Origin of the sequence: Kineococcus halophytocola (assembly GCF_041276425.1) — a bacterium.
Classification (GTDB): Bacteria; Actinomycetota; Actinomycetes; order Actinomycetales; family Kineococcaceae; genus Kineococcus; species Kineococcus halophytocola.
This window is the reverse complement of the sequence record NZ_JBGFTU010000018.1, coordinates 38,415-65,111: the sequence shown is the minus strand read 5'-3', so window position 1 is coordinate 65,111 and position 26,697 is coordinate 38,415. Positions and strand designations below refer to the sequence as shown.

26 protein-coding genes are annotated in these 26,697 nt (G+C 75.5%); 12 read left to right on the top strand and 14 right to left on the bottom strand.

Going from position 1 to position 26,697, the window contains the following annotated elements; genetic code table 11:
• Positions 1-6 precede the first annotated feature (6 nt).
• Positions 7-900, bottom strand: coding sequence for an SDR family oxidoreductase (locus AB2L27_RS15345; protein ID WP_370442401.1), 894 nt, complete (start codon positions 898-900; stop codon positions 7-9).
• An 82-nt stretch (positions 901-982) separates the two neighbouring features.
• On the opposite strand from AB2L27_RS15345, the gene AB2L27_RS15340 reads away from it, so the two are divergent.
• Entirely contained in the window at positions 983-2,050 is a 1,068-nt protein-coding gene (locus AB2L27_RS15340; protein ID WP_370442355.1) for a spore photoproduct lyase family protein, read from the top strand.
• Positions 2,051-2,092: 42 nt separating this feature from the next.
• Positions 2,093-2,422, top strand: coding sequence for a DUF3140 domain-containing protein (locus AB2L27_RS15335; protein ID WP_370442400.1), 330 nt, complete (start codon positions 2,093-2,095; stop codon positions 2,420-2,422).
• A gap of 45 nt (positions 2,423-2,467) precedes the next feature.
• Here AB2L27_RS15335 and AB2L27_RS15330 read toward each other — a convergent pair whose 3' ends face one another.
• From AB2L27_RS15330 to AB2L27_RS15320, 3 genes are all read right to left on the bottom strand, one after another.
• Entirely contained in the window at positions 2,468-3,172 is a 705-nt protein-coding gene (locus AB2L27_RS15330) for an ANTAR domain-containing protein (protein WP_370442354.1), read from the bottom strand.
• Positions 3,173-3,289: 117 nt separating this feature from the next.
• The gene (locus AB2L27_RS15325) at positions 3,290-3,469 is read right to left on the bottom strand and encodes a hypothetical protein (RefSeq protein WP_370442353.1); all 180 of its coding nucleotides are present in this window, start codon (positions 3,467-3,469) and stop codon (positions 3,290-3,292) included.
• Between the two features lie 45 nt (positions 3,470-3,514).
• Entirely contained in the window at positions 3,515-4,225 is a 711-nt protein-coding gene (locus AB2L27_RS15320; protein WP_370442352.1) for a GAF and ANTAR domain-containing protein, read from the bottom strand.
• A 251-nt stretch (positions 4,226-4,476) separates the two neighbouring features.
• Between AB2L27_RS15320 and AB2L27_RS15315 the strand changes: the two genes are divergently transcribed.
• On the top strand, positions 4,477-5,223 hold the full coding sequence (locus tag AB2L27_RS15315; RefSeq protein ID WP_370442351.1) for a sigma-70 family RNA polymerase sigma factor: 747 nt from the start codon (positions 4,477-4,479) through the stop codon (positions 5,221-5,223).
• Here the strand turns inward: AB2L27_RS15315 and AB2L27_RS15310 are convergent.
• Positions 5,106-6,137, bottom strand: coding sequence for an NAD-dependent epimerase/dehydratase family protein (locus tag AB2L27_RS15310; protein ID WP_370442350.1), 1,032 nt, complete (start codon positions 6,135-6,137; stop codon positions 5,106-5,108). The two genes, AB2L27_RS15315 and AB2L27_RS15310, sit on opposite strands and share 118 nt — an antisense overlap.
• 155 nt (positions 6,138-6,292) lie before the next feature.
• On the opposite strand from AB2L27_RS15310, the gene AB2L27_RS15305 reads away from it, so the two are divergent.
• From AB2L27_RS15305 to AB2L27_RS15290, 4 genes are all read left to right on the top strand, one after another.
• Positions 6,293-7,174 (top strand): Rieske (2Fe-2S) protein, encoded by an 882-nt coding sequence (locus AB2L27_RS15305; RefSeq protein WP_370442349.1) that lies wholly within the window; start codon positions 6,293-6,295, stop codon positions 7,172-7,174.
• A gap of 61 nt (positions 7,175-7,235) precedes the next feature.
• Positions 7,236-8,432, top strand: a complete 1,197-nt coding sequence (locus tag AB2L27_RS15300) for a zinc-dependent alcohol dehydrogenase (protein ID WP_370442348.1) — start codon at positions 7,236-7,238, stop codon at positions 8,430-8,432.
• On the top strand, positions 8,405-9,595 hold the full coding sequence (locus AB2L27_RS15295; RefSeq protein ID WP_370442347.1) for an FUSC family protein: 1,191 nt from the start codon (positions 8,405-8,407) through the stop codon (positions 9,593-9,595). The genes AB2L27_RS15300 and AB2L27_RS15295 overlap by 28 nt, the downstream gene beginning before the upstream one ends.
• Before the next feature lie 10 nt (positions 9,596-9,605).
• Positions 9,606-10,532: a manganese catalase gene (locus AB2L27_RS15290; protein WP_370442346.1), complete on the top strand. Its 927-nt coding sequence runs from the start codon at positions 9,606-9,608 to the stop codon at positions 10,530-10,532.
• On the opposite strand, the gene AB2L27_RS15285 is transcribed toward AB2L27_RS15290, so the two are convergent.
• From AB2L27_RS15285 to AB2L27_RS15260, 6 genes are all read right to left on the bottom strand, one after another.
• Positions 10,466-11,179, bottom strand: coding sequence for a glycosyltransferase family 2 protein (locus AB2L27_RS15285; protein ID WP_370442345.1), 714 nt, complete (start codon positions 11,177-11,179; stop codon positions 10,466-10,468). The genes AB2L27_RS15290 and AB2L27_RS15285 overlap by 67 nt on opposite strands.
• Positions 11,176-12,552, bottom strand: coding sequence for a PIG-L family deacetylase (locus AB2L27_RS15280; protein WP_370442344.1), 1,377 nt, complete (start codon positions 12,550-12,552; stop codon positions 11,176-11,178). The genes AB2L27_RS15285 and AB2L27_RS15280 overlap by 4 nt, the downstream gene beginning before the upstream one ends.
• Positions 12,549-13,505 carry an acyl-CoA dehydrogenase gene (locus tag AB2L27_RS15275; RefSeq protein WP_370442343.1) on the bottom strand — a complete coding sequence of 319 codons (957 nt, stop codon included), beginning with the start codon at positions 13,503-13,505 and terminating at the stop codon, positions 12,549-12,551. Before AB2L27_RS15275 ends, AB2L27_RS15280 begins: the two co-directional genes overlap by 4 nt.
• A 132-nt stretch (positions 13,506-13,637) precedes the next feature.
• Positions 13,638-14,015, bottom strand: coding sequence for an ATP-binding protein (locus AB2L27_RS15270; RefSeq protein ID WP_370442342.1), 378 nt, complete (start codon positions 14,013-14,015; stop codon positions 13,638-13,640).
• Between the two features lie 38 nt (positions 14,016-14,053).
• A complete protein-coding gene (locus tag AB2L27_RS15265) occupies positions 14,054-14,464 on the bottom strand; it encodes an STAS domain-containing protein (protein WP_370442341.1) in 411 nt (136 codons plus the stop codon).
• A gap of 98 nt (positions 14,465-14,562) precedes the next feature.
• The gene (locus AB2L27_RS15260; protein ID WP_370442340.1) at positions 14,563-14,907 is read right to left on the bottom strand and encodes an STAS domain-containing protein; all 345 of its coding nucleotides are present in this window, start codon (positions 14,905-14,907) and stop codon (positions 14,563-14,565) included.
• Between the two features lie 220 nt (positions 14,908-15,127).
• On the opposite strand from AB2L27_RS15260, the gene AB2L27_RS15255 reads away from it, so the two are divergent.
• Positions 15,128-16,180: a chemotaxis protein CheB gene (locus AB2L27_RS15255; protein ID WP_370442339.1), complete on the top strand. Its 1,053-nt coding sequence runs from the start codon at positions 15,128-15,130 to the stop codon at positions 16,178-16,180.
• Entirely contained in the window at positions 16,173-18,074 is a 1,902-nt protein-coding gene (locus AB2L27_RS15250; protein ID WP_370442338.1) for a CheR family methyltransferase, read from the top strand. The genes AB2L27_RS15255 and AB2L27_RS15250 overlap by 8 nt, the downstream gene beginning before the upstream one ends.
• Here the strand turns inward: AB2L27_RS15250 and AB2L27_RS15245 are convergent.
• From AB2L27_RS15245 to AB2L27_RS15235, 3 genes are all read right to left on the bottom strand, one after another.
• Complete coding sequence (locus tag AB2L27_RS15245) at positions 18,053-19,441, bottom strand: ANTAR domain-containing protein (RefSeq protein WP_370442337.1); 1,389 nt, start codon at positions 19,439-19,441, stop codon at positions 18,053-18,055. The two genes, AB2L27_RS15250 and AB2L27_RS15245, sit on opposite strands and share 22 nt — an antisense overlap.
• 54 nt (positions 19,442-19,495) lie before the next feature.
• On the bottom strand, positions 19,496-20,047 hold the full coding sequence (locus tag AB2L27_RS15240; protein WP_370442336.1) for an ANTAR domain-containing protein: 552 nt from the start codon (positions 20,045-20,047) through the stop codon (positions 19,496-19,498).
• Positions 20,048-20,164: 117 nt separating this feature from the next.
• A complete protein-coding gene (locus tag AB2L27_RS15235) occupies positions 20,165-21,037 on the bottom strand; it encodes a sugar phosphate isomerase/epimerase family protein (RefSeq protein WP_370442335.1) in 873 nt (290 codons plus the stop codon).
• Positions 21,038-21,243: 206 nt separating this feature from the next.
• On the opposite strand from AB2L27_RS15235, the gene AB2L27_RS15230 reads away from it, so the two are divergent.
• Genes AB2L27_RS15230 through AB2L27_RS15220 form a run of 3 tightly spaced genes read left to right on the top strand, consistent with a single transcriptional unit; the run spans position 21,244 to position 26,690 of the window.
• Positions 21,244-21,627 (top strand): hypothetical protein, encoded by a 384-nt coding sequence (locus AB2L27_RS15230; RefSeq protein WP_370442334.1) that lies wholly within the window; start codon positions 21,244-21,246, stop codon positions 21,625-21,627.
• A gap of 60 nt (positions 21,628-21,687) precedes the next feature.
• Positions 21,688-23,727: a diguanylate cyclase domain-containing protein gene (locus tag AB2L27_RS15225; protein ID WP_370442333.1), complete on the top strand. Its 2,040-nt coding sequence runs from the start codon at positions 21,688-21,690 to the stop codon at positions 23,725-23,727.
• Complete coding sequence (locus AB2L27_RS15220) at positions 23,724-26,690, top strand: PAS domain S-box protein (protein ID WP_370442332.1); 2,967 nt, start codon at positions 23,724-23,726, stop codon at positions 26,688-26,690. Before AB2L27_RS15225 ends, AB2L27_RS15220 begins: the two co-directional genes overlap by 4 nt.
• Positions 26,691-26,697 lie beyond the last annotated feature (7 nt).

Sequence of the window (26,697 nt, the reverse complement as noted above, 5' to 3'; positions counted from 1 at the left end):
CCGGCCTCAGGGCGTGGGCATACCCCCGTTGACGTTGAGCACCTCACCGACGACGTAGCTGGACTCCGGCGAGGACAGGAAGACGTACGCCGGGGCCAGTTCGGCCGGCTGACCGGCGCGGCCCAGCGGGGTGGAGGTCCCGAACTCGGGCATGGCGTCGGAGGGCTGGCCGCCGGAGACCTGCAGCGGGGTCCACACCGGACCCGGGGCGACGACGTTGACCCGGATCCCCTTCGGTGCGAGCTGCTGGGCCAGGGCCTGCGACATCGAGATGATCGCGGACTTCGTGGTCGCGTAGTCCACGAGGTTCGGCGAGGGCTGGTAGCCCTGGATCGAGGACGTCGTGACGATCGTGGATCCCGCCGGCAGGTGCGGCACGGCCTCCTGCACGAGCCAGAACAGCGAGTGGACGTTGGTGCGCATCGTCTCGTCGAACTGCTGGGACGTGAGGTCGGCGACGTCCTCGGCGTGCTGCTGCTTGCCGGCCACGACGGCCAGCAGGTCCAGACCCCCCAGGTCGCGCACCGCGGTCGCGACCAGGGAGCGGGTGTACTGCTCGTCGGTGAGGTCGCCCGGGGCCAGGACGGCCGTGCGGCCGGCCTGCTCGACGAGGTCGGCGACCTCGCGGGCGTCGGACTCCTCCGAGGGCAGGAACGAGAGGACGACGTCGGCGCCCTCGCGGGCGAACGCGATCGCCGTCGCGCGGCCGATCCCGGAGTCCGCACCGGTCACGAGGGCCTTGCGTCCGGTGAGGCGCCCGGTGCCGCGGTAGGTGGACTCCCCGTGGTCCGGTCGCGGCGAGAGGTCCGAGGCGAGGCCGGGGCCGTCCTGCGGCTGCGGCTCGAAACCTCCCTGGTGGTAGAGGGTGACGGGGTTGGCGAAGGTGTACTGGTCGGTCACGGAACTCACCGTAGGCAGCGTCCCGCGCACCCGCGCGGTGGAGGCGCGCGGTGGAGGCGAGCGGTACGGGCATGATGGCCCGGTGCCCGCGACCCGTGACCTCGTCGACATCACGCGGATCTACTACGAGCCGGCCGCCGCCGAACTCCCCCGGGGCGCTCAGGTGCTGGAGCGCTGGCCGGACGCCACGCGCGTGCCGGTCGAGAGCCACTGGCGGGTCCCGGAACTGCACGGCGACGAGACGAACGTCGACCGGTGGGTGCGGATCAAGCGCGAGGCACTCGTCCTGGGGATCAAGAAGTCGTTGCAGGCCAGGCCGAACGGCCGCTCCGCGGACTTCATCGCCCCGTCCACGTCGAACGGCTGCGCGATGGCGTGCGCGTACTGCTACGTGCCGCGCCGCAAGGGGTACAGCAACCCGATCACGGTGTTCGCGAACATCGAGCAGATCACCGGCTACCTCGCCCGGCACGTCGCGCGCCAGGGCGTGAAACCGGAGCCGAACCAGTGCGACCCCGTCAGCTGGGTCTACGACCTGGGCGAGAACAGCGACTGCTCCGTCGACGCCGAGATCTCCGACAACGTCGACGACCTCGTCGCCCTGTTCCGCGGGCTGCCCACGGCGAAGGCGTCGTTCGCCACCAAGCACGTCAACCGCCGGCTGCTGACCCTGGACCCGCAGGGCCGGACGCGCGTGCGGTTCTCGCTCATGCCGGCCCGCGTCGCCAAGCTGCTGGACGTCCGCACGTCCCCCGTCGCCGACCGGCTCGCCGCCCTCGACGACTTCGTCGCGGCCGGGTACGAGGTGCACGTCAACCTCTCCCCCGTCGTCGTCCACGACGGCTGGCTGCCCCTGTGGGCCGAACTGCTCGACCAGCTCGGCGACGCCACCGGGGAGGCGACGAAGGCGCAACTGCAGGCGGAGGTGATCTTCCTGACCCACGAGGAGAACCTGCACCGGGTGAACCTCGGCTGGCACCCCAAGGCCGAGGACCTGCTGTGGCGGCCGTCGATGCAGGAGACGAAGCGCTCGCAGTCGGGAGGCCTGAACGTCCGGTACCGCGCCGGGGACAAGGCGCGCTACCTCGACCAGCTGCTGGCCCTCATCGCCGAGCGCGCCCCCTACCTGCGGGTGCGGTACGCCTTCTGAACCAGCAGGCTCGGCCCCATGACGCAGAATGGGGACAGCACGATGAGCGACGAGGACAGGAAGGACGCCGAGGAGCGCTTCGGCGAGGCCGTCAACATGACGGCCAAGGAGCTCGAGGACTGGCTGGAGACCGAGGAGTCGCAGTCCGTCGGCGTCGGGGACGGCGAATCGGTCGGGCACCGCTCGGGCCGGCGCATCGTGGAGATCCTGCGGACGAAGAAGGCCGACCGCACCGACGACGACCACGAGCACATGAAGAAGGTCGCCGGGTACGTGGCGCGGCACTCCAAGCAGCGGCCCGACGGCGACGTCACCGACACGAAGTGGCGCTACTCGCTCATGAACTGGGGCAACGACCCCGAGAAGGGCTGAGACCCCGGAAGGGCTGCGGCCCCGGGCGGGGTCGAGCGGACTCGCTCAGGAACCGACGACGGCGCCGGCCACGACCTCCTCAGCCACCACGCGCAGTTTGCGGTTCCCGTGCTGGGACCACGTCGAGAGCACCGTGAACGCCTCGTCGGCGTCGATCCCGCGCCGGGCCATGAGCACACCCTTGGCCTGTTCGATGACGGCGCGGGACTGCAGGGCGATCTGCAGGTTCTCCACCCGTTCCCCCGCCTCCGCCAGGGCCGCCGCGTTGCCCAGGGCGACGGCGGCGAAGGCGGCGAACCGTTCCAGGGTGCGCTGCGCCTGCGGCGGGAGGACGGGGTGCCCGGAACGGCCGGAGCAGTAGGCGGTGATCGAACCGGGACGTCGGTCGGGGTCGGGCAACCCGGCGCTGACGACACCGCACACCCCGCGGCGGGCGGCGGTGGCCGAGAACCCCGGGAACACGTCGTCGGTGCCCGTGTCGTCGATCCGCACCGTCGTGCCCGACTGCGCCGCCACGACGCTGGGGCCGTACCCCAGGGGGTACTGGCGTTCGTCGAGGTCGGCGGCCAGGTCGCCGTGGAAGACCACGGTGACGGGCCTGCCCCGCCGCAGCAGCGTCACCGAGACGTCGTCCGCTCCAGGGACGGTCTGCACGACGAGGTCGGCGACCCGCCGCAGGACCGCGGTCAGAGGCTGGTCGGCCGCGATGCGGCCCAGCTCGACGAAAGCGGCCTCGAGGGCCAACGGCATCGGACGTTCCTCCCGGCCCGGCGGTCCGCCTCGTCCGGCGGGCCGGGGGTCGAGCGGACGTGCTGCGAGGCTGGAGGTTCAACCGGTGCCGAACCTACACGAGCTGTGCCGGCGGGATCACTGCGGGGCGTCGGCGTCCTGGGCGTCCTGGGCGTCGTCGGTCTCCTCGGCCGCCTGCGCGAAACCGGTGTCGTTGCCGTAGCCGTCCAGGGCCGGCGACTCGGCCGCCTGCGCGGTGCCGGGGTTCTCCTGGCCGGGGTTGTCCTCGGGGGTGTTCTGAGGGGTGTTCTCGCTCATGCCCCGACCGTAGGCGCGCGGCCCGCCCGGCGCGCGCCGGGTCGTTCACCGCTCCAGGGACCCCGTGCGGGTCAGTTCGACCGCGAGCCGGTGCAGCTTGACGTTCCGGTCCTGGCTGGCCCGGGTCAGCAGGTCGAAGGCGCGGTCGGCGTCGACCTTGAACCGCTCCATGAGGATGCCCTTGGCCTGACCGATGACGTCGCGGTTGGCCAGCGCCGTGCGCAGGTGGTCGAACTTCTGCGCCCCGGCCAGGGCCACGGCCGCGTGTGCGGCGACCATGGCCCCCACGGTCTCGGCCTCCTCGTCGAAGGCCGACGCCTCCGCGGAGAGCAGGTTCAGGGCCCCGAGGGTGTTCTCGTGCACGAACAGCTGGAAGCACAGCATGCTGCGCACCCCCAGCTCCCCGGCGCGGGCACCCAGCCGCGGCCAGCGGGGGTCCCCGGCGAGGTCGTCGGCGCGCACGACCGGCTCGGAGGCGATCGCGGCCAGGCAGGGCCCCTCACCCAGCTCCCCCTGCACCGCGTCGAAACCGCGGGCGACGTCGCTGGTGACGGCGGCCGACAGGACGTGGCGCCGGGAGCGGACGAGGCTGATCGAGGCCTCCTGGGCCCCCGGCACGAGGGCGACCGCGCTGTGCACGCTGTGCACCATGACGTCGTCGGGGACCTGCTCGCGCTGCAGGTCCCGGGCGAGGTCGGCGAGGGTGGCCGCCAGGGACTTCTCGGCCCCGGAGGCGTCGGGCAGCAGTGTCGACATGGGGTCCTCCCACACCTGGTCGGGGCCGGCCGGCCGGTGGTTCGACCTCGTGCCCCGTGGCGACCCTAGACCCGCTCGGCCCGGCCTGCGGCCCGTGGCCGCACCGCCGGACCCTCGCACCACCGGACCCTCGCACCGTCCGGGCCGACTTCCGGTTGCCCGCCCCGGAGTGCGGTGCTGGAGTGAACCCACGTCGGGTGCAGCAGCGTACGCCCAGGCAGTCAGCAGACGACCGCTTGGAGGCACCCGTGATGCTCGGGACACGACACGACCTCGTCGAGGAGCACCTGGGGCTGGCCCGGGGCCTGGCCGCCCGCTACCGCCACCGCGGGATCCCGACCGAGGACCTGGAGCAGATCGCCTACCTGGGGCTGGTCAAGGCCGCCGACCGGTTCCGTGACGACGGCGAGCACGAGTTCGGTGCCTACGCCACCCCCACGATCACCGGGGAGATCCGCCGCTACTTCCGCGACCACGGCTGGGCCGTGCGCCCACCGCGCCGGTTGCAGGAACTGCGGACCCGGCTGGTGCACGAGGACACGACGGGGCTGACCGACGTGCAGGTCGCCGAGAAGCTGGGAGCCACCCTGGAGGAACTGCGCGAGGTCCACCGGGCGACCAACGCCTACTGCGCGCTGTCCCTGGACGTCCCCCGGCACGACGTCGCCGGTGACGCCGACGCCACGATCACCGTCGACGACCTCGTCTCGCTCAAGGGGGCCGTGGCCGAGCTCGACGACCGCGAGCGCCGCATCCTGAAACTCCGGTTCTACGAGGAGGCCACGCAGTCGGAGATCGCTGCGGACCTCGGCATCAGCCAGATGCAGGTCTCACGCCTGCTGGCCTCGATCCTGGGCCGGCTGCGCGGCCACCTCGGGGTTCACGTCCCGGTGCGCGAGGTCACCAGGCCCGTCCGCCGGCGCAGCGCCCCGGAGGGTGCGCCCGCGTGGTCGCGGATGCCGTCGAGGAGTTCCAGCAAGACGTCGCGGGCGGCGTGAGCCGGACGCCACCCGAGGTCCTCGCGGGCGCGGGTGGTGTGCATGACGGGGACCCCGAGGCCGAGGTCGACCCACCCCGGCTGCACCGGGTGCACCCGCGCCCGGTACGTGACGTCCGCCGCCGCCCGCACGAGCCGGCGCGAGACCGACACGAACCGCGGGGCGTTCAGCGACAGCGCCAGGTCGCGCGCCCCGAGCACGGGTTCGTCGGCGACGTTGAACGCCCCCCCGGGGACCCGGTCCAGGATCCGCTCCAGGGCGTCGGCGAGGTCGTCGGCGTGCACGACCTGGAAGCGCAGCCGTTCCGGCAGCGGCAGCACGGGCAGCGGCACGCGCCGCAGCAGGCGGGTCGGCACGAACGGGCCGAGGAAGTAGCGGGCGATCTCGCTGCCGGCGTCGCGCTGGAACACCAGCGCCGGGCGGACCCGCGTGACGACGAGTTCGGGGTGCTCGCGTTCGACGTCGTCCAGGTGCGATTCCACGGCGGCCTTCTCCCGCGAGTACTGCGAGGAGGAGATCCCGTCCGCCGGCCACGACTCCTCGACCCGGCCGTCGTCGGCGGGGTGGGTGGAGTAGGCCCCCACCGAGGACAGGTGCACCAGGTGCGGGACCCCGGCGGCCAGCGCGGCCCGCACGACGTTCTCGCTGCCGGTCAGGTTCACCCGGGCCATCTCCTGCGGGTCCCGGGCGGGCTGGATGAGCCAGGCGGTGTGCACGACGGCGTCGACACCGGCGAAGGCGTCGGTGAGCCGCTGCACGGCGTCGGGTCCGGCGACGTCCTGCTGGACCCACTGCACGTCGGCCCACGCCCCGGTGGGTTCGGGCAGGCGCCGGCAGACGCCGAGGACGTCGGTCCCGGCCCGCCTCAGCCGGCGCACCAGGGCGCTGCCCACGTTCCCCGTCGCTCCGGTCACGGCGACCCTCATGCTCGAACTCCCCCGTCGGTGCGCACCTCGGCTGCTCGATCCGCTCGACCCAGCCCGTTCCCGGGGCGACTACCCCCGGGAACCGTCCGCGAAACCGCCGGTTCCGGCGCGCGCGGCGCCCCGGGAGGGCGTAGCACGGACCCATGCCCCTGCTGAGCTCGCTCTTCGACGCCCCCTCGCGCTGGACCGCCCTGGACCCCGTCGCGGCGCGGGCCAAGGACACCGCCGACCGCCTGCTGCCCGGTGGGGCGGTGCGCGGGCTGCTGCACGGCCGCCCGGCCGGGCACCCGGCCCACCCGGCGATGGCCATGGTGCCGGTCGGGACGTCGGTCTCGGCCCTGCTGCTCGACGTCGCCTCCCTGCTGCCGGGCGGGCGCCTCCTGGACGTCCCCGCGCGGGGGCTGGCCGCCGTCAGCGTGGCCACCGTCGCCCCCACGGCGCTGGCCGGCTGGGCCGACTACGTCGACCTGCACCCCGACCAGCAGCGCACCGCGCTCGTGCACGCCGCCGGGAACGCCGTGGCCGCCACGCTGTGGACCGCCTCGCTGTTCTCGCGCCGCCGCGCCCGACTGCTGCGCACGGCCGGGACGGTGGCCGCGGGGGCGGCCGGGGCCCTGGGCGGGCACCTGGCCTACCGGTGGGCGGCCGGGGCCAACCACGCCGAGCACCTCGTGCACCTCGCCGGCGACGGGCAGGAGTTCTCCGACATCGGGGCCCTGGCCGACCTGCCCGAGGGCGAGGCGGTGCAGCGCTGGATCGGGGACGCCCCGCTGTGCGTGCTGCGCCGCGGCGAGGACGTGCTCGCCCTGACCGACACGTGCACCCACCTCGGGGCGGCCCTGCACGAGGGCGAGGTCTCCGGCACCGGCGGGGCCACGACGATCACCTGCCCGTGGCACGCGAGCCGGTTCCGGTTCGCCGACGGGGACGTGCTGGACGGCCCGGCCACCGCACCGCAGCCGACCGTGCGCACCCGGGTGGCCGACGGCCGCGTGCAGGCCCGCGTCGTCGGTCCCCCGCTGTGAGGGGTTCGTCGAGGGGTTCGCGGAGGGGTTTGAGGCGCGCACCGGCGGGCAGGGGACGGTCGTGAGAGCGCTGACGTGGCAGGGCAAGCGGTCGGTACGCGTCGAGGACGTGCCCGACCCCGAGATCGTCGACCCGACCGACGCGGTGGTGCGGATCACCTCCACGGCGATCTGCGGGTCCGACCTGCACCTGTACGAGGTGCTGGCCCCCTACCTGGCCCCCGGTGACGTCCTCGGCCACGAGCCGATGGGGATCGTGGAGGCCGTGGGCCCGGAGGTGACCGACCTCGCCCCCGGCGACCGGGTGGTGGTGCCGTTCACCATCTCCTGCGGCCGGTGCTGGATGTGCGAGCGCGGCCTGACGACGCAGTGCGAGACGACGCAGGTCCGGGAGAAGGGCAGCGGCGCCGCGCTGTACGGCTACACCTCGCTGTACGGGTCGGTCCCCGGCGGGCAGGCGCAGTACCTGCGGGTGCGGCACGCGGACTACAACCCCATCAAGGTCGGGAACGACCTGCCCGACGAGCGGTACCTGTTCCTGTCCGACATCGTCCCGACCGCCTGGCAGGGCGTCCGCTACGCCGACGTCCCCGAGGGGGGGACCCTGGCCGTGCTGGGTCTGGGCCCGGTGGGCCAGTTCGCCGCCCGCATCGGCCGCCACCTCGGGTACGACGTCGTCGCCGTCGACCCCGTCCCGGAGCGGCGCGCGATGGCCGAACGCCACGGGGTCACGACGATCGACCTCACCGACCCCGCCGGCGCCGACGTCCCGGCCCAGCTGCGTGAGCGCACCGACGGCCGCGGCCCCGACGCCGTCCTGGACGCCGTCGGGATGGAGGCGCACGGCGGGGCCGAGGGGGCCATCGCCAAGGCGGCGCAGACCGCGGTCGGGCTGCTGCCGGACGCGCTGGCGCAGAAGGTCATGGAGACCGGCGGGATCGACCGGTTGTGGGCCGTGCGCACGGCCGTCGACGCCGTGCGCCGCGGCGGCACGATCTCGCTGTCCGGCGTCTACGGCGGGGAGGCGGACCCGATGCCGATGATGACGATGTTCGACAAGCAGGTGCAGCTGCGGATGGGCCAGTGCAACGTCAAGGCGTGGATCGACGACCTCCTGCCGCTGGTGGAGGACCCGGCCGACCCGCTGGGGGTGATGGACCTGACGACGCACCGGGTGGGCCTGGAGGAGGCCCCGGACGCCTACGCGATGTTCCAGGCCAAGCAGGACGGGTGCGTCAAGGTCGTCCTGCAGCCCTGACGTTCCTCGCGCACCGGCCCCGGATCGGGCTGGCGTTCCGGACGGCACTGGCTGCGACCCTGGCCTGGGTCATCGCCCTGGCCCTACCCGGGGAGATCCCCGACACGTACCCGTACTTCGCGCCCCTGGGTGCCGTGGTGGGGTGCTACTCCACGGTTCGCAGCTCGGTCCGCAACTCCGCCCGGGCCGTCACCGCGATCGTCTGCGGTGCCCTGCTGTCGGTGGGGACGGCCGAACTGCTCGGGCGCGACCTGGTGGTCATCCCGGTCGTGGTGTTCCTCGCGACGCTCCTGGCCGGGTGGCGGTTCCTGGACGGCCAGGGGAGCTGGGTCCTCACCGTCGGCCTGTTCGTCCTCGTCGTCGGCGTGCAGCACCCCGTCCAGTACGCCCTGGGGTACACGACGCTGACCCTGCTGGGCGGGTGCGTGGCCGTGGCGGTGAACACGCTGCTGCCCTCGCTGCCGGTGGCGCAGTCCCGCGACGCCCTGCACACCCTGGCCCGGACCCTGGCCGACCAGCTCGACGACCTGGCCGAGGGCCTGCGGCGCGACGACCCGCCCGGACCGCGCGAGTGGGCCCAGCGGCTGCGGTCCGTCGCCCCCGTCCGGGAGTCGTTGCGGGCCAGCCGCCAGGAGACCGAGGAGTCGGTGAGCGGCAACCTGCGGGCTCGGCGCAACCTCGAGCTCGTCCGGGAGCAGCACGTCACGGGGGTCGCCCTGGAGAACGTCGCGGTCCGGGTGGAGGAACTCACCGAACTGCTCGTCGAGGCCCTCACCCCCCGCGACGAGGAGGTCGCCCTCCCGACCGGTCTGCGCGGGCCGACGGCCGAGGCCCTGGCCGCGCTGGCCGTCGTGCTGAGGACGCAGGACGGGCAGGAGGACCGGCGCCCGGCGTTGTGGGAGGCCGTGCGCAGGCTCTCGGCCGCCGAGACGGCCGCGCAGTTCCCCACCGACCGCGACCGGCAGGCGGCCGGCGCCGTGGTGACCGGGTTGCGCCGCTGCCTCGGGGCCCTCGACGTGCGCGATCCCGAGTCCGAGACCTCCGACGACGAGGCCTTCGTCCCCACCCCGTGGGTGCGGCCGGACCCCCCGGGGTCGCACGGCGGTTTGGGCCGCACGGGCCCGGGTAGGTGGCGGGCACGACTCCGACGTTCCCGACGCTGAGAGGCACCCCGTGTACCGGCACACCCGAGAACTGCAGTTCACCGCCAAGCCCGAGAAGCCCGACGCCCTGTTCGCCGCGAAGTTCCAGGAGATCCTGGGCGGTCAGTTCGGCGAGATGACCGTCATGATGCAGTACCTGTTCCAGGGCTGGAACTGCCGCGTCCCCGGCAAGTACAAGGACATGATCATGGACATCGGGGCGGAGGAGATCTCCCACGTCGAGATGCTCACCGTCATGCTCGCCCGCCTCCTCGAGGGTGCTCCCGGCGAGGCCACGGACAAGGCCGCCGCGGCGAACCCCGCCCTCGCCGCCGTGCTCGGCGGGCAGAACGTGCAGCACGCCATCGTCTCCGGCGGCGGGGCTCGCCCGACCGACTCCCTGGGCAACCCGTGGAACGCCGGTTACATCGCCGCCAGCGGGAACCTGCTGACCGACTTCCGCTCCAACGTGGCCGCCGAGGCGCAGAGCCGGCTCATGACCAGCCGCATCGCGAACATGACGGACGACCGCGGCGTCAAGGAGATGCTGGCGTTCAACCTCGCCCGCGACACCTACCACCAGCAGCAGTGGCTGCTGGGCATCCAGATGCTCGCCGAGGACGGGTTCACCGAGACCCAGATCGAGCGGTCCAACGGGGACTGGGAGAACCACGACGCCGCCCACGTGTTCTACACCTCGACGAACGGCAGCGCGGCCGGTGAGGGTCTGTGGGCCACCGGGAACAGCCTGGTCGACGGCGAACCGTTCCGCACCGAGGAACTGCGCCCGCTCACCGACGACGACGGCACCCTGCCAGCCCCGGACCCGCTGCAGTTCGTCACCTACGACGGCAACGCCGGCCCGGGCAAGCCCGGCACCGGCGCGGGCGCTCACGGGCAGGGCGCGCAGAACGTGGTGACGAAGGTCAAGGACGCGCTCACCGGCGACGACAGCTGAAGGTCGCGGGCCACCCCCTCGGGGGCCCGGCCCAGCGTCCGGTCGCTGGTCAGGACCGGGAACCGGTCGGAGTGGGTGACCCGGGCCCCGGGCAGGGCCCGCACCCGTTCGGCCAGCTCCCGGTCCTCGTGGGCGGGGACGGCGGGGAACCCGCCCGCGGCCCGGTAGACCGAGGCGCGGATCCCCAGGTTCGCCCCGTGCACGTGCCCGCGCCCCGCCGCGTACCGCGCCCGCCAGGCCGCGTGCCGGGTGGCGGGGCCAGGCAGGTCCACGGTCCCCAGCAGCAGGTCCGTCCCGGCCGCGGCCGCCCGTTCCTGGTGGCGCAACCAGCCGTGGGGGACGACGGAGTCGGCGTCGGTCCCGGCGATCCACCAGCGCGGCCAGCGTTCGGGTGGGACCCCGGCCAGGGCCGCGTCCACCCCCGCGGCGCGGGCGGCCCCGACGGCGCCGACCGAGGTCGTCAGGACGCGGGCCCCGGCCGCGCGGGCCAGCGCCGCCGTCGCGTCTGTGCAGCGGTCGGCGACGACGAGCACGTCGACGGGGGCCTGGGCGCACCGGGCCGCGGCCCGCACCGACGCCACGCAGGCGGTGACCGTCGCGGCCTCGTCCCGGGCGGGCACGACCACCACGATCCGTTCCAGCCTCACACCAGACCCCCGGCGCGGGCGACCGAGACGGCCGGGGACGGGACGAGGACGTCCAGCAGGAAGTCCTCCTCCTCGTGGTGCACGAGCACGTCCAGGCCCGAGATCCCGCGCAGCACGCGGTGGACCTCGTCCCCGGTCAGCGGGTACCCCTCGACGAGGTGGCGCCAGTGGCAGGCGACGAGCACCCCGTCCGCGCTGAGGCAGGCGCGCAGGCGGTCGACCAGGGTGCGCAGGTCGTTCGGGTCGCAGTAGTACGCCACCTCCGAGAGCACCACGAGGTCGAAGGTGCCCTCGGGGAACTCCTGCGGGACCGCCGCCACCCGCGTCGTGACCCCGTCCTGCGCCCCCGCCGCGACGAGGCGCTCCCGGGCCCGGTCCAGCGCCGAGGCCGCGACGTCCACGGCGAGCACCCGGTCGCTCCGGCGGGCCAGGTCCACCGTCAGGACCCCTGTGCTGCAGCCGATCTCCAGGGTGTCGCGGAACCGCGGGCGCGGCAGCACCGCCAGGGTCAGGGCCCGTTTGCGCGCCTCGTACCAGCGGTCCTCGAACCCCCACGGGTCCGCCCCGTTCGCGGCGTAGAACTCCTCGAAGAACTCCCCGCCCAGGCTGGCCGGGGCCGGGTCGGGACCGGCGGTGAGGAAGAACTCCACGTCGCGCTCGAAGTGCGCCAGCACCCCGGCCGGCAGCAGCACCTCGTCCCCCGGCCGCGGGGACAGCGGCGCCGTCTGGGAGACGTGCCGCGCCATCGCCGCGCTCTTGCGCTCCCGGGCGTGGGCGTCTAGCTCCAGCCGCCTGCCCCGCAGCCAGGGGACGCGGACGTCGCCGGGGTGGGCCCAGTGCCACAGCCACACGGGGTAGTGCAGGCAGGTCGCGCCCGCCTGCGCCGCGACGGCGACCGCGACCTCGCCGGCCGCGTCGTGGTCGGGGTGCCCGTCGGCCGTCCACGGCGCCACGAGCAGCGTCCGCGGGCCCACGAGGGGACCCAGCGCCGCGGCCAGCGCCTCGCGGCCGGCCGCGACACCCCCGTCGGGCAGGGCCAGGCGGTGCACCCGCGCGTGCGGGGCCAGGGTGGCGACGGCGTCCTGCACCTCCCGGGCCCGCACGAGCGCGAGCGCCTGCGGGGTGGTCGTCGGGGAGTGCGGGTGCGAGCCCTCCCCGTCGGTGGCCACGACGACGTCGACGGCCCTCCCGCGCGCGGCGGCGGCGGCCAGCAGCCCGCCGGCCCCCAGGGTCTCGTCGTCGGGGTGGGCGGCCACGACCACGACGTGCTCCACGCCGGCCCACTCCAGCGGCGCCACGTCGCGCAGCCCCGGCCACCGCCGCCAGTCGGCCTCGGGGGTGCCCGGACCGTCGTGGGTAAACTCCGGGCTCACGGGGCGGTCCGGGCGGACAGCTCGGCCAGCGCCACGAGGTCGTGGTCGGCGTGGTGCTGGCGGACGTAGACGGTGAGGTCGGCCACGCGGGCGGCGTGCGCGGCGTCGGCGGTCAGGGGCCGCGGGCCGAGCGCGTGCCCGACCTCGGTGAGCACGTCCTCGACCGTAGCCGCGACGAGCGCGCGCACGCGGGCGGCGAGCAGTTCCCCCTCGGCCCCGGTGGCGCGGCCGGCGTCGACGGCCTCGGCCGCGGCGTCCAGGCCGAGCCGGGCGCTCCACAGCCGCAGGTCGACCAGCCCGCGCGAACGCAGGGTCAGCGGGTCGGTGCGCCCGGGGGCCAGCAGCGGCGCGGCGACCCCGACGGCACCGCCGAACCAGCACGCGGCGACCCCGATGCCGCCGTGGGCGAACCCGGGCCGGCGCAGGTACCAGCCGGCCTCCCCCACCGGTCGGGCCGGGACGTCGTGCAGGACCAGCGGTCCGCTCGGCACGTCGACCAGGCCGCGGCTGTGCCAGCGGCCCGCCGGGACCTCGGCCCGGCCCGCGCGACCGTCCCGGGCGGCGACGAGGTCGACGGCGAACAACCGGCGGCCCGCGTCGGTGCGGGCCGTCACGAGGGCCTGGTCGAGCACCCCGGCCAGCGAGCACCACGGTTTCGTGCCCTCCAGCCGCCACCCGCCGTCGGGTCCGGGGGTGGCCAGGAGCTGCGCGTCCGGTGCCTCGGCGGCGAACACCCCCCACGTGCTGCCCGGCGGGGGCTGCTGCCCCGCCTCGGCGAGGACGGCGACGGCGTCCAGGTGCGCCTCCACGACGCGCGCCAGCGTGAGGTCGTGCTCGGCCAGGGTGGACAGCACCTCCCAGCGGCGGCGGGTGGCGCCCGCCCCGGGCAGCGGGACCTCGGCGGTCAGCCGCCGGCAGAGCGCGAGCGCGGCGTCGATGCGCGGTGTGGGCACGGGGTGGCTCCAGCGACGGGTGCGGGACGGCGTGGCGGGGCAGCGTCCGCGACGGTCTGCACGGAGGGACTGTCCCGCACGCTAGCCAGGGACCCCGCGGGCGGCACGTCGGAGGAGGAGCCGGACGAGGGGTCAGACGACGAGCCGGCTCCAGACGGTCTTGCCGCCGGGGCGGGTGCGCACGCCCCACTCGTCGCTGAGGACCTCCACGAGGTTCGTCGTGTGCGCCTCGTCCGGCCCCACGGCCTGGAAGCGCGGCCCGTTGGGGTCCCGGTCGCTGACCTCGATGACCACGCCGTCGGCGCCTTCGCAGTCCACGCGCAGCACCACCGGGGGCGTCCCGTGCGAGACGGCCTCGGTGACCAGCTCGCTGGCGATGAGGTCGGCGTGCCCGCGCAGGAGGGCGGCGTGCTCGACGCACCAGTGGTCGTCGAGGAAGCGCCGCGCGTGACGGGCCGCGGACCGGTCCTCCACGACGGCGGACTCGGCGCTCGGGGTCCACTCGCACATGGAGGTCGATGCTCGCCGAGGATCGCCGCCGGCGCTCGTCAGGACCGCTCCCCCGACCCGCCGTCCCCGTCCCCGTCCCCGTCGTCCCCGTCGTCCCCGCCCACGACGTCCACCACGTCGGACAGGCGGGTGACGTGGAGCAGGAACCCCACGGGCCCGCTGGGGCGCACGGCCAGGCGGGCCGGGCGCACCGCGACAACGAGCTTGGCCAGGAAGGCGGCGCCGGCGGAGTCCATGAACGAGACACCGCTGGCGTCGACGAGGACGGGACGGGCGGCGGCGCGCAGCTCGCGGGCCACCTCGGCGGTCACGGCGTCCAGGCCCGGGCGCAGCTCGTCGTCGATCTCCCCGGTCAGGACCACGGTCGCGGCGTCGGGGGCCAGGCGCAGGTCCACCTCACCGGCGGGGCCGTCCGGCACGGACGCGGGTTCGGGGACGGGTGTCGCCACGCTGCTGCTCTCCCTGCTCCGGCCGACGAGGTGCCCCGCCCGCTGCTGGAGCCGGGCCCACGACGGTACCTCCCGGCCCCGACCAGGTCAGCCCCCGGTCAGCCCGGCTCCGCGAACAGCTCGGCGAACCCCGCCACGGGAGCGACCCGGTGCAGCAGGGACGAGGCGCCCTCGCAGCGCAGGTCCACCCCCCGGGCCAGAGCCCGACGGTGGGCGGCCCCCAGCGCCCGCAGCCCGTCGAGGTCGCAGAAGGTGACGTGGCGCAGGTCGACGACGACGGTCACCACCGTGGTCGCCGCCGCGGTCGCCAGCGCCCGATCGAGGAGGGGGACGAGCTGCGGGCAGGACAGGCCGTCGAGCTCACCGCACAACCGCAGGGCGCAGACGCCGTCGTGCACGTGCAGGTCGACGGTCAGGACGTGGTCGAGAGGAGCCGTGGTCACAGCACTCTCCCTTTCGCCGGCTCGTGCGGGTGCGACCCGCCGAGCGCCGGGGCTGTGCCTACAACCACCTCCGATGCTAGGGCCCAGCGCCCGCCGGGACCACCCCCGTGCTTGACTGGGGCCGCTCGAAGCCACGGGCCCGACCCCGAGACGTGCGTGGTGATCCCGTGCCCCCACCGCTGGACCCGACGGCCCGACCCGGGTCACTAGGGTGGGCGCCGTGACCACCCGAGACGTCGTCCTGGTGGGCGCCAGCGCGGGTGGGGTCGAGGCGCTGCGGGCCCTCGTCGCCGGCCTGCCGGCCGACCTGCCCGCCACGGTCCTGGTCGTCCTGCACGTGCCGCCCACCGGGGCCAACGCGCTCGCGGCCATCCTGGACCGCTCCGGTCCCCTGCCCGCCCGCGCGGCCGAGCACGGCGCGCCCCTGCGCCGCGGGGAGGTGCTCGTCGCGGTCCCGGACCGGCACCTGCTGCTCACCGACGACCACGTCGCGCTCAGCAGCGGGCCGCGGGAGAACGGGCACCGCCCCGCGGTCGACACCCTCTTCCGGTCCGCGGCGCGCGCGGTCGGGCCGCGGGCGGTCGGGGTGGTCCTCACCGGGGCGCTGGACGACGGCGCCGCCGGCCTGGTCGCGCTGCGCGCCCAGGGTGGTCTCGGGGTGGTCCAGGACCCCGCGGACGCCCTCTACGACGGCATGCCGCGGGCCGCGCTGGAGGCCGCCGGCCCCGAGCACGTCGTCCCCCTGGCGGACCTGCCCGGCCTGCTGACCCGGCTGGTCCGCGAACAGGCCCCGGCCCGGCCCGTCGGAGCCGGCACCGGCGCCGACGAGCAGGCCCTGGTGAACGAGGAGGTCGCGATGGCGGAGTTCGACCTGCGCCCCCTGGAGGGCGACGACCACCCCGGGGAACCCTCGGGGTACTCCTGCCCGGACTGCTCGGGGGTCCTGTGGCGCATCGAGGACCACGGGTTGCTGCGGTTCCGCTGCCGGGTGGGGCACGCCTGGAGCCCGCAGAGCCTGCAGGACCAGCAGACCGCCGAGCTCGACGGGGCCCTGTGGATGGCCCTGCGCAGCCTGGAGGAGCGCGCCGCGCTGGCCCGGGAGATGGCCGACCGCGCCCGCCAGGCCGGGCACGGCCTCACCGCGGTCCGGTTCTCCGACCGCGCCGAGGAGACCGGCGAGGCGGCGCGCACCATCCGGCGGCTGCTCACCTCCGGGACGCTGCGCGGGCCGGCGGGGACGAGCGCGGGGACGCAGGAGGAGACGGGTGGCTGAGGACGTGGGAGAACAGGGACGGCAGGACGGCGGGACGCCCCCCGGGACGACCCACGGGACGGCCGAGGAGTTCGAGGACCTGCTAGGGCACCTCAAGGACGCCCGGGGTTTCGACTTCACCGGGTACAAGCGGGCCAGCCTGCTGCGCCGGGTGCACCGGCGGATGGACGACGTCGGGGTGGGGCGGTACGAGGAGTACCGCGACCGGCTCGAGGTCGACGCCGACGAGTTCACGGCGCTGTTCAACACCATCCTCATCAACGTCACGTCGTTCTTCCGCGACCTGGAGGCGTGGGAGCGGTTGCGCTCGGACCTGCTGCCGCAGGTGCTGTCCCGGCGCCCCTCGGGCCCGATCCGGGCCTGGAGCGCGGGGTGCGCCTCGGGCCAGGAGGCGTACACGGTCGCGATCTGCCTGGCCGAGGCGCTCGGGCCGGAGGAGTTCCGCGAGCGGGTGAAGATCTACGCCACCGACGCCGACGAGGACGCGCTGACGCAGGCCCGGACGGCGACGTACACCGACCGCGAGGTGCGCGGCCTGCCACCGGAACTGCTGGAGAAGTACTTCGAACCGCACGGCACCCGCTACACGTTCCGGCAGGACCTGCGCCGCTCGGTGATCTTCGGCCGCGCCGACCTGGTCCAGGACGCCCCGATCTCGCACGTGGACCTGCTGACCTGCCGGAACACCCTGATGTACCTGACCGCCGAGACCCAGGCACGGATCGCCGAGCGGCTGCACTACTCCCTCAAACCCGACGGCCTGCTGTTCCTGGGCAAGGCGGAGATGCTGCTGAGCCAGTCGGCGCTGTTCTCCCCCGTCGACCTGAAGAACCGGTTCTTCCGGCGCGTGGGCGGTGCTCGCACCCCCTCGCGCATCACCGCCACGATCGCCCCGGCCGTCCACCCGCCCGCCGGGAACGACGCCGTGACGCTGCGGGCCGAGGCCCTCGCGGCCAGCCCGGTCGCGCAGATCGTCCTGGACCAGGCCGGTCAGGTGGTGCTGTCGAACCACCGGGCCGACACGCTGTTCGGGCTGACCGCCGCCGACACCGGCCGCCCGTTCCAGGACCTGGAGGTGAGCTACCGGCCCGTCGAGCTGCGCTCGGCCGTCGAGCAGGCGCACACCCAGCGGCGCACCGTCTGGATCCGCGACGTCGAGTTCACCCGCCCCCGGGCGGACCGGACGTTCTTCGACGTGCAGGTGGTGCCGCTGCGCAACCCCCAGGGGCACATCCTCGGGACGGCCGTCGTGTTCATCGACGTCAGCCGGTCGCGGCAGCTGCAGGACGAGCTGGAGGAGGCGCACCGCCAGCTGGAGACCGCCTACGAGGAACTGCAGTCCACGAACGAGGAACTGGAGACGACGAACGAGGAACTGCAGTCCACGGTCGAGGAGCTGGAGACCACCAACGAGGAACTGCACTCCACGAACGAGGAACTGGAGACGATGAACGAGGAGCTGCAGTCGATGAACGACGAGCTGCAGAACTCCAACCACGAACTGCGGCTGCGCACCGACGAGGTCAGCGCCCTCAACGGGTACATGGAGGGCGTGTTCGCCAGCCTGCGCGTCGGCGTCGCGGTCGTGGACGCCGACATGCGCGTGACGGTGTGGAACGCGTGGGCGGCCGACCTGTGGGGCGTGCGGGCCGACGAGGCGGCCGGTGAGCACCTGCTGAACCTCGACATCGGGCTGCCGCTGCACGAGATCGGGCCCGCCGTGCGCGCCGTCCTGTCCGGTGAGGACCCCGGCCCGGACGCGGTGTTCGAGCTGGCCGCGGTGAACCGGCGCGGCCGGCCCATCCGCGTGCAGGTGACCGTCAGCTCACTGGCGGGGACCCCGGGCAGCGCCGGGGCCCTCGTCGTCATGGATCAGCTCGACGACCCCTCCTGAGCCTCCTGCCCGGCCCCCTGCCGGGTCTCCTGCCGAGTCTCCTGCCGGGCACTGGGCCGGGCGCGCTGGCGCACGAGGCGCTCGTGCGCCTGGGCCAGGACGGCGTGCAGGTCGTGGCGGGCGGGGTCGGAGACCGCGAGCGCGGCGAGGTCGCGCAGCTTGACGTTGCGGTCCTGGCTCAGGCGCGTCAGGACCTCGAAGGCCTCCTCGACGCTGCACCCCAGCCAGCCGGCGACCAGGCCCTTGGCCTGCTCGATGGTCGCCCGCGAGCGCATGGCCACGGCGAGGTTCTCGGCCGTGGCGCGCAGCTCGGCGATGCGGTCCAGGTCGTGCAGCAGCGCCGAGGCGGCCTCGGCGAAGACGAGGGCGCGGTCCAGGTGGGCCTCGGAGCCGAAGGCGTCCGGGTCCGGCCCGTACACGGTGAGCACCCCGCGCACGGCCGGGGTCGCCGCGGGGTCGTGGGCCCGGACGGGCAGGGCCAGGGCGCTGCGCACGGGCGTGGTGCCCGCCGGCCCGGTCAGCGCCGGCCACCGCTCGTCCCGGGTCAGGTCGCCGCTGAGGACCGGTGCCCCGTCGCGGTAGGCCGCCGCCGCCGGGCCCTGCCCCACGCGCCACTGGGCGCCGTCGATGCGCTGGGCCTCCTCGGAGTCGGCGGCGAGCTCGGCCGGTTCGGCCGGGTCCCCGAGCACGACGCTGCTCCAGTGGGCCCCCGCCACGGCCTGCGTGGCCAGGGCCGCCAGCCGGGTCAGCAGCTCGTGCGGGGTCAGGTCGCCGACCGGCAGCGCGGTGAGGGCGGCCACGGCCTGCAGCGCCCGCGAGGCCGAGGTGTCCGCCTCGGGCCCTGGCGCCGGCGCACCGCGGTCGGTCGGGGTGACGTCCTCCAGGACCCACGTCAGGACCGAGCGGCCGTCGAGGCGGCGGGCTCCGGCGGTGATGACGACGCGGACGGTGCGCTCGGGGCCCGAGCGCGGGGTGACCGCGATCGTGGCGGCGGCGGTGCGCGTGCTCGTGGCGCGGGAGACGAGGTCGCGCACGGCCGCGCGCGCCGACGGCGCGACGAGGGCCTGCACGGGTTTGCGCACCAGCCGGGCCCCGGGCACCGCGAACAGCGCCGCGGCGGCGAGGTTGGCCTCGACGACCCCACCGGCCGGGTCGGTCACCAGGACCGGGACGGGGACGCTGCGCACCAGGGCGCTGGCGGTGCGGCGGGCGTCGAGCTCGCGGGCGAGCAGCTCGTCGATCTCGCGCTGCTGGGCGGCGAGCTCGTCGTCGGCGACGGCCAGTTCCTCGGTGGCGACCTGCAACCGCAGGGACAGGTCGTCGGTCACGACGGTCTCGTCCCGGCCCAGCAGCTTGTCGGGGCACATCTCGGCTCCCTCACCACGATGGACACCGGCTGTTCGATGTGACCCCACATCCTGTCACGTTCTAGAGCGTCCGGGCGAGCCGCCGGCGGGGGTGGGAGCGGCGAGGGAGGTGAGGGCCGCGACCACCTCCGGGGGCACGCCCCGTCCGGAGGCGACGTGCCCGGCCAGGGCCTCGGCCACCACCCGGACCTTGACGTTCGTGTGCTGCGACAGCCGGCTGAGGCGGTCCCAGGCCGTGTCGGCGTCACAGCCGAGGAGCTGCATGACGATGCCGACGGCGCGCTCGGTGCAGGGACGGTTCTCCAGGGCCCGCCGCAGGTGCTCGACCTCCCGCTCCAGCGCCGCGACCCGGTCCTGCTCCCCGGCGTGCTCCCCGGCGTGGTCCCCGGCGTGGTCCCCGGCACCGCGGCGCTCGGGCCGCTGCCGGGCCAGCTCCTGGGACCGGGCCAGGACCGTCTCGGTGCGCCGCCGCAGCTCACGGCTGCGCTCCCCGGCCGTGCGGGCCCGGGCCCGGGCCACCGCGAGGTCCTCGGCGAGGGAGCGGACGGCGTGCGGGGCCGGGTCGGCCAGCAGCACCCGCAGGCGGTCGGGCGGTGAGTCCAGCACGTCGTCTCCCGTCGGAGGGCGTCGACGGTGCGGTCCTCCGGCGACGCGTGCGGCGGCCCGGTGGTTCGAGCGACCGGACCACCGTACCGAGACCGGCCCGCGCGGCGACCCGGCCCCTCAGCGCGCCGCGGTGAGCTCGCGCAGCCGCTCGAGCTGGAACCGCGACGTCTCCAGCGCCGTCTCGTCCTCGGCGAAGACGTTGGACACGAGCAGGGCGTCCGGCCGGTCCAGGAAACCCGTGGTGCGCAACGTGCCGAACAGCTCGTCCCAGTCGACGTCCCCGGCGCCCAGGCGCAGGTGCTGGTGGACGCGGGCGGCGTTGCCCGGCGGGTTGGTGATGTAGCGCAGCCCGTGCGAGCGGCGGTGGTCGAAGGTGTCGGCGGCGTACACCGCACCGAGCCGGGACCCCACGGCCGGCAGCAGGGTCGTGGCCCGGTCGCCGTAGTGGAACGTGTGGGAGGCGACGTAGACGACCCCGACGTGCAGGGAGTTCAGCCCGCGCACGACCCGCCACGCCTCCAGGCCGTCCTCGACGAAGTCGTCCGGGTGCGGGTCGAGGTTCAGCGTGAGCCCCTCGCGCTCGACCACGGGCAGCAGCTCCTCCATGGAGCGGTGGAACGCGGCCTCGGAGTCCTCGGCGCGCTCGGGGCGGCCGGAGAACTCGGTGTTGACGACCTGCACGCCGAGGTCCACGGCGATCTGCAGGACGCGGCGGAAGTTCTTCACCGCGGCCTGCCGCTGAGGTTCCTCGGGCCAGGAGATCCGCTGGACGGGCAGCAGGGAGCAGATGCCGACCCCGGCGTCGGCGGCGCGCTTGGCGAGGGCGGCCACGAGCGCGTCGTCGGCGGTGGGGTGGCGGAAGAAGGGGGCGACGTCGGGGTGCGGGGCGAGCTGGAAGTGCTCGAACCCGGCGCGGGCCACGAGGTCGGGCAGGTCGAGCAGGTCGTGGTCGGGGTGGAAGGGGGTGGGGTCCAGAGCGATCGTCACCATGCGGGAACGGCCTCCTCGTCGCGTCGGCGGCGAGGGCACCCTCGCCGGCGGTCAGCCTAAGGTTCCTCAGGTTGTCATGACAAACAGTCCCGACCTTCGGCGGGTGGCGCGGGCCCGCCCCGCCCCGGCACACTCGGGACAGCACCCGTGCGCCACGGCGCAGCGACGGCACCACCCCCGTGGTGCGCAGGAACCAGGAGGAGTCCGTGGACCCCAGTCCCACCCCTGTCCCGGTCGAACTGCCCCACAGCCTGCCGCTGGACCTGCTCGGTGACGACGAGCCGCTGCGCCAGGCCCGGCGGTTCGTGCGCCTGCAGGCCGAGCAGCTCGGCCTGGAGGACGTCGCCGACGACGCCGTGCAGGTGACCGCCGAACTGCTCGGCGCCCTGGGCGAGGGGACCCGGCCCACCGCCCTGCGGGTCGGGGAGGACGACGGCGCCCTCGTCGTCGGGGTCGACGTCCCCCTCCCCGGCGACCGGACCCCACCCGTCCTGTCCGACCACACCCGGGACCTGCTCACCGAGCTGTCCGCCGCGACGGGCTGGTCGCGCACCGACGACGGCGCCCGCCTGTGGTGCCGGGTGTCCTGAGGCTCCCCGCCGCACGGACCGGTCCTCAAGCTCCGCCGCACCCCGGCCGAGGAGCAACGGGTGGACCGGAAGGACTGGATCGCCCTCGCGCACGCGGACCCGGCCGGCACCGGGCCGGTCCCGTCCGCGCGCCGGGCGGACCGGCCGGTGGCCCCGCACGACCACCGCCTGCCCGGCCCCCCCGCCGAGACCCCCGCCGACATCCCCGCCGACACCCCCGCCGACGAGGAGCTGTCCGCCGTGGTCCGGGCCGCGGCCCTCGTGACCGGCCTGCCGCACGCGACCGTCAACCTCCTCGACGGGGACCGCCAGTGCCAGCTCGCCACAGTGGGCTTCGAGGGCACCGACTCCCCCCGGGCGGACTCGATGTGCGCGCAGCACGTCGAGGACGGGGTGCTCGTGCACGTGCCCGACGCCGCCGGGGACCCCCGCTTCGCCGCCACCCCGTGGGTCGACGGCCGGCTGGGCCGGGTGCGCGCCTACGCCTCGGCCCCGCTGATCGACCCGCGGGGCCGCGCCCTGGGTTCGCTGTGCGTGTTCGACACCGTCCCCCGCGAGGTCCCCGCCGACCGGCTGGAGGTCCTGGCCGGCCTGGCCGGGGTGCTGGTGGCCCTGTTCGAACGCCGCCGCCAGGCCCGGGAGGCGGCCGAACGGGGACGACGGGCCGCCGAGGCGCGCGAGCTGGCCGTGCTGGCCGTGGCCGAGGCCGAGGCCCGCTGGGAGCAGAGCGAGGTCGTCGCCGAGACCGTCGACGTCGGGCTCGTCACCGTCGACGGCGGGGGCCACGTGACCTCGCTGAACCGCAGCGCCCGGCAGTGGCACGGCGCCGGCGCCGTCCACCTCGCCGCCGACGGGACCACCCCCCTGCCCCCGCACGAGCTGCCGTGGCTGCGGGCCCTGCGCGAGGGGTCGGTGCAGGCCGCCGAGGTCGTCCTGGCCGTGCCCGGCCGCCCCCCGCGCACCCTCGTCTGCTCCGGCCGCGCCACCCACCGCGCCGACGGCTCGACGCTGGGGGCCGTCGTGACCCTGCACGACGTCACGCGGGCCCGCGAGCGCGAGAACGCCCTGGCCCGGGCGCACGCGGCGCTGGCCGAGCACACCGGGCGCGTGCAGACCCTCGCCGACGCCTCCCGCGCCCTGGCCGCCGCCCCGGACCCCGAGCAGGCCGTGTGCCACCTCGTGCGCGAGCTGACCGGGGCCGACGCCGCCCACCTGCTGCGCCCCGAGCAGGGCCCGGCGGGCACCGCCGACACCGCCGACACCGCCGACACCGCCGGCACCGCCCTGCACGCGGTGGCCACCTCCGGCCTGCCCGCCGCCCAGGTCACCCACCGGCTGTCCGAGCCGTCGCCGGCGGGGCTGGCCTTCACCTCCGCCGCGCCGGTCCTCGTCACCGACGCCACCACCGACCCCCGCACCCGCCGGCACCCGGCCTCCCCCACCGGCACCGCCGCCGGCGCCTGGCACCCCGTCGTGCTCCCCGGGACCGCCGGGCAGCGCACCGTGGGGGTCCTCGGCGTCCTCTGGCACGAGGCCCAGGCCGAGCTGCCCGACCACGTGCTGCCGGTCCTGCAGACCCTCGCCGGGGAGGTCGCGCACGCCGCCGAACGGGCCGACCTGCTGGCCCGGCTCGCGCAGGCGGCCGAGCGCGACGCGCTGACCGGGCTGGCCAACCGCCGACGCTGGGACGACGTCCTGGCGGCCGAGGTGGCCCGCGCCGCCCGCACCGGCGACCCCCTCAGCGTCGCCGTCGTCGACCTCGACCACTTCAAGCGGTACAACGACACCCACGGCCACCTCGGCGGGGACGAGCTGCTGCGCGGGTTCGCCACCGCCGCCCAGGCGTGCCTGCGGGAGGTCGACACCCTGGCCCGCTGGGGCGGGGAGGAGTTCGTCGCGGTCCTGCCCGGCTGCACGGGCAGCGCCGCGGTCGCCGTGGCCGACCGGATCCGGGCGGCCGTCCCGCACGGGCAGACCTGCACGGTCGGGATCGCCCAGTGGCACCCCGGGTCGGCGGCCGAGGACGTCGTGCGCCGGGCCGACGCGGCCCTGTACGCGGGCAAGGAGCAGGGCCGCGACCGCACGGTGGTGCACCCGTGAGCGCGGCCGCGGCGCTGCGCAGCGCCGCCTTCGCCCTCGCCTTCGCCGTCGCGGTCCTGCTGGGCCGGGCGACCGTCATGGACGGCACGAGCCTGAGCCTGGTCTGGCCCGCGGCCGGGGTGGCCGTGGTCTGGTTCGGCGCCCAGCGGAGCGCGGGCACGGTCCGGCTGGACCTGGTCCTGCTGTCGGCGGCCACCTTCGCCCTCAACGCCGCCACCGGCGCCACCGCGGCGCTCGCGGCCTGCTTCGTCGTGGCCAACGTGCTGCAGGTCCTCGTCTTCGGCGCGCTGTTCGCCCGCTGGTGCCCGACGGCGTGGGGCGCGGGGGGCCGGGACCCGCTGACCGGGGTCGCCCAGCTCATGCGGCTGCTCGCGGCGGCCGTGCTGGCCACGGGCTCCGGTGCGGTGCTGGGCCCGACGGCCGTGTGGGCGCTGACCGGGCACTGGTCCTGGGTGACGACGCTGGTCTGGATGACCCGCAACACCGCGAGCATCCTGCTCATCGCCTCCGCCGCGTTCCGCGTCGGCTGCCTGCTGAGCGCCCGGCGCGAGGGCACCGGCGGCGGGGTCGTGGTCCCGGTCCACCGGCCGCGCGGGTGGCGGCTGGCCGAGCTCGCCGCGGTGGTGGCCTGCACGGCCGGGGGTTACGCCCTCGTCTTCGTCGTCTACGACGGCCTGCCCGTCGCCTTCCCCCTCATCGCGCTGGCGGCCTGGGCCGCGCTGCGCTTCGACACCACCGTCGTGCTCGTCCTGGACCTGGCGATGGGCGTGACCGCGGTGCTGCTCACCCTCAAGGGGCACGGCCCCTTCGCCCTCGTCGCCGACGACCCGACCCGGGCGATCGTCGTGCAGCTCTACGTGGCGATGCTCGCCGTGCTGGGGCTGGCGCTGGCGATGAGCCGGGACGAGCGCGACGTCCTCGTCGCCTCGACGCGGCGCTCGGCCGCCGCGAGCGAGCGCCTGGCGCGCGAGGCCGCGGTCCTGCGGGCCGAGGCCGAGGCCCGGGGCGAGCTGACCGCCGTGGTGCTGGAGTCCGTCGACGTCGGCATCGTCGTGGCCGACGAACGGGGCCGGCTGACGATGTTCAACCGCACCGCGCAGCACTGGCACGGCCTGGACGCCGACACCGGCCTGGACCCCGCCGAGCACGCCGGCCGCTACGACCTGTTCGCCGCCGACGGCCGCACCCCGCTGGCCGCGCAGGAGGTGCCGCTGCACCGGGTGCTGCGGGAGGGGGCCGTCGCCGACGTCGAGGTGGTCATCGCCCCGGCCGGGCGTCCGGCGCTGACGGTGGTGTGCTCCGGGCGGCGCATGACCCGCCCCGACGGCAGCGCCCTGGGCGCCGTCGTCGTCATGGCCGACGTGAGCGCCGACCGCGCCCTGCGCACCGACCTCGAACAGGCCCGCGCGCAGGCCCGTCAGCAGGCCGACCGGCTGCAGGCCGCCTTCGAGGCCTCCGTCGTCGGCACCGTCGACCTCGCCCTGGACGGCACCGTGCTGCGGGTGAACCCGGCGGCCGCGGCCGTGCTCGGCCGCACCCCGGCCGAGGTGGTGGGCCGGTCGTGGGACCCGCACGTGCACCCCGAGGACCGGGCCGCCTGGGCCGGGGCGACCCGGGCCCTGCTCGAGGGCGCGCCGGGACCCGACGCGAACTCCGACGCGACCCCCGACGCGAACCCCGGCGCGAACCCCGGCCCGGCCCCCGGGGACGACCTGCGCCACCTGCACCGCGACGGGCACGTCGTGCACACCCACGTCGCCACGGCGGTCGTGCGCGACGGGGCCGGGCGGCCCGCGCACCTGACCACCCAGGTGCTCGACGTCAGCAGCCGGGTCGCCGCCCAGGAGGGCGTCCGCCGCCAGCGCGACGTCTCCGCGCGCCTGCTGAACGCCCTCAGCGACCTCGGCGAGGGCGTGCTGGTCGAGCACGACGGTCAGGTCACCTACGCCAACGACGCCCTGTCCCGGCTCACCGGCCGGCGCACCGCGAGCCTGCTGGCGCTGGCGACGTCGCTGCTGCTGGTGCCCGAGGAGGAGCAGGCCGCCTGGGTCGAGCGCAGCACGTTCACCCCCGGGCAGGTCCGCGCCTCGCAGTCCTCGGTCACCGCCCTGCGGCACGCCGACGGGACGCGCGTGCCGGTGGAGGTCACGTGCGTCCCGCTGCCCGACGCCGGCGGCCGCGCCACCCTGACCCTCGTGCGCGACCTGTCCGAGCAGCGCCGCGTCCAGGACGCCCTGGCCCGCTCCAACGAGCAGCTGCGCGAGGCCAACCGCCTCAAGGACGACCTGGTCGCCACCCTCAGCCACGACCTGCGCCAGCCGCTGTCGACCACGACCGGGTTCGCCGAGCTGCTGCTGGAGGACTGGCAGGGGCTGAGCGATCAGGACCGCCACCAGCACCTGACCCGCATCCAGAAGGCCGGCCGCTGGGCCAACGACCTGCTGGAGGACATCCTCACGATGGCCCAGCTCGACGCCGGTCCCCCGGCCCCGCGCACCACCCGCGTGCACGTGCCGGCCCTGGTCGCCGACGTCGTGGACCGCCTCGACGTGCCGGCCGGGTCCCTGGACACGACGGGCGTGCAGGACCTCACCGTCCTGGCCGAGCGCGGCCACCTCGAGCAGGTCCTGACCAACCTGGTGGGCAACGCCGTCAAGTACGGCCGGCCCCCCGTGCGGCTGGTGGCCCGCGGGCGCGGCGACCACGTGCTCCTGGACGTCGTCGACGCCGGCGAGGGGGTCCCCCCGGAGTTCGTGCCGCACCTGTTCGACCGCTTCGCGCGGGCGACCACCGGCGCCGCGGCCGGGCAGAAGGGCACGGGGCTGGGGCTGTTCATCGCCCGGACCCTCGTCAACGCCAACGGCGGGGACCTGACCTACCACCCCGTCACCGGCGGCGGTTCCCGGTTCTCCCTGACCCTGAACGCCGTGCCCTCCCCCGTCGTGCACGCCGAGCTGGTCTGAGCGGGTC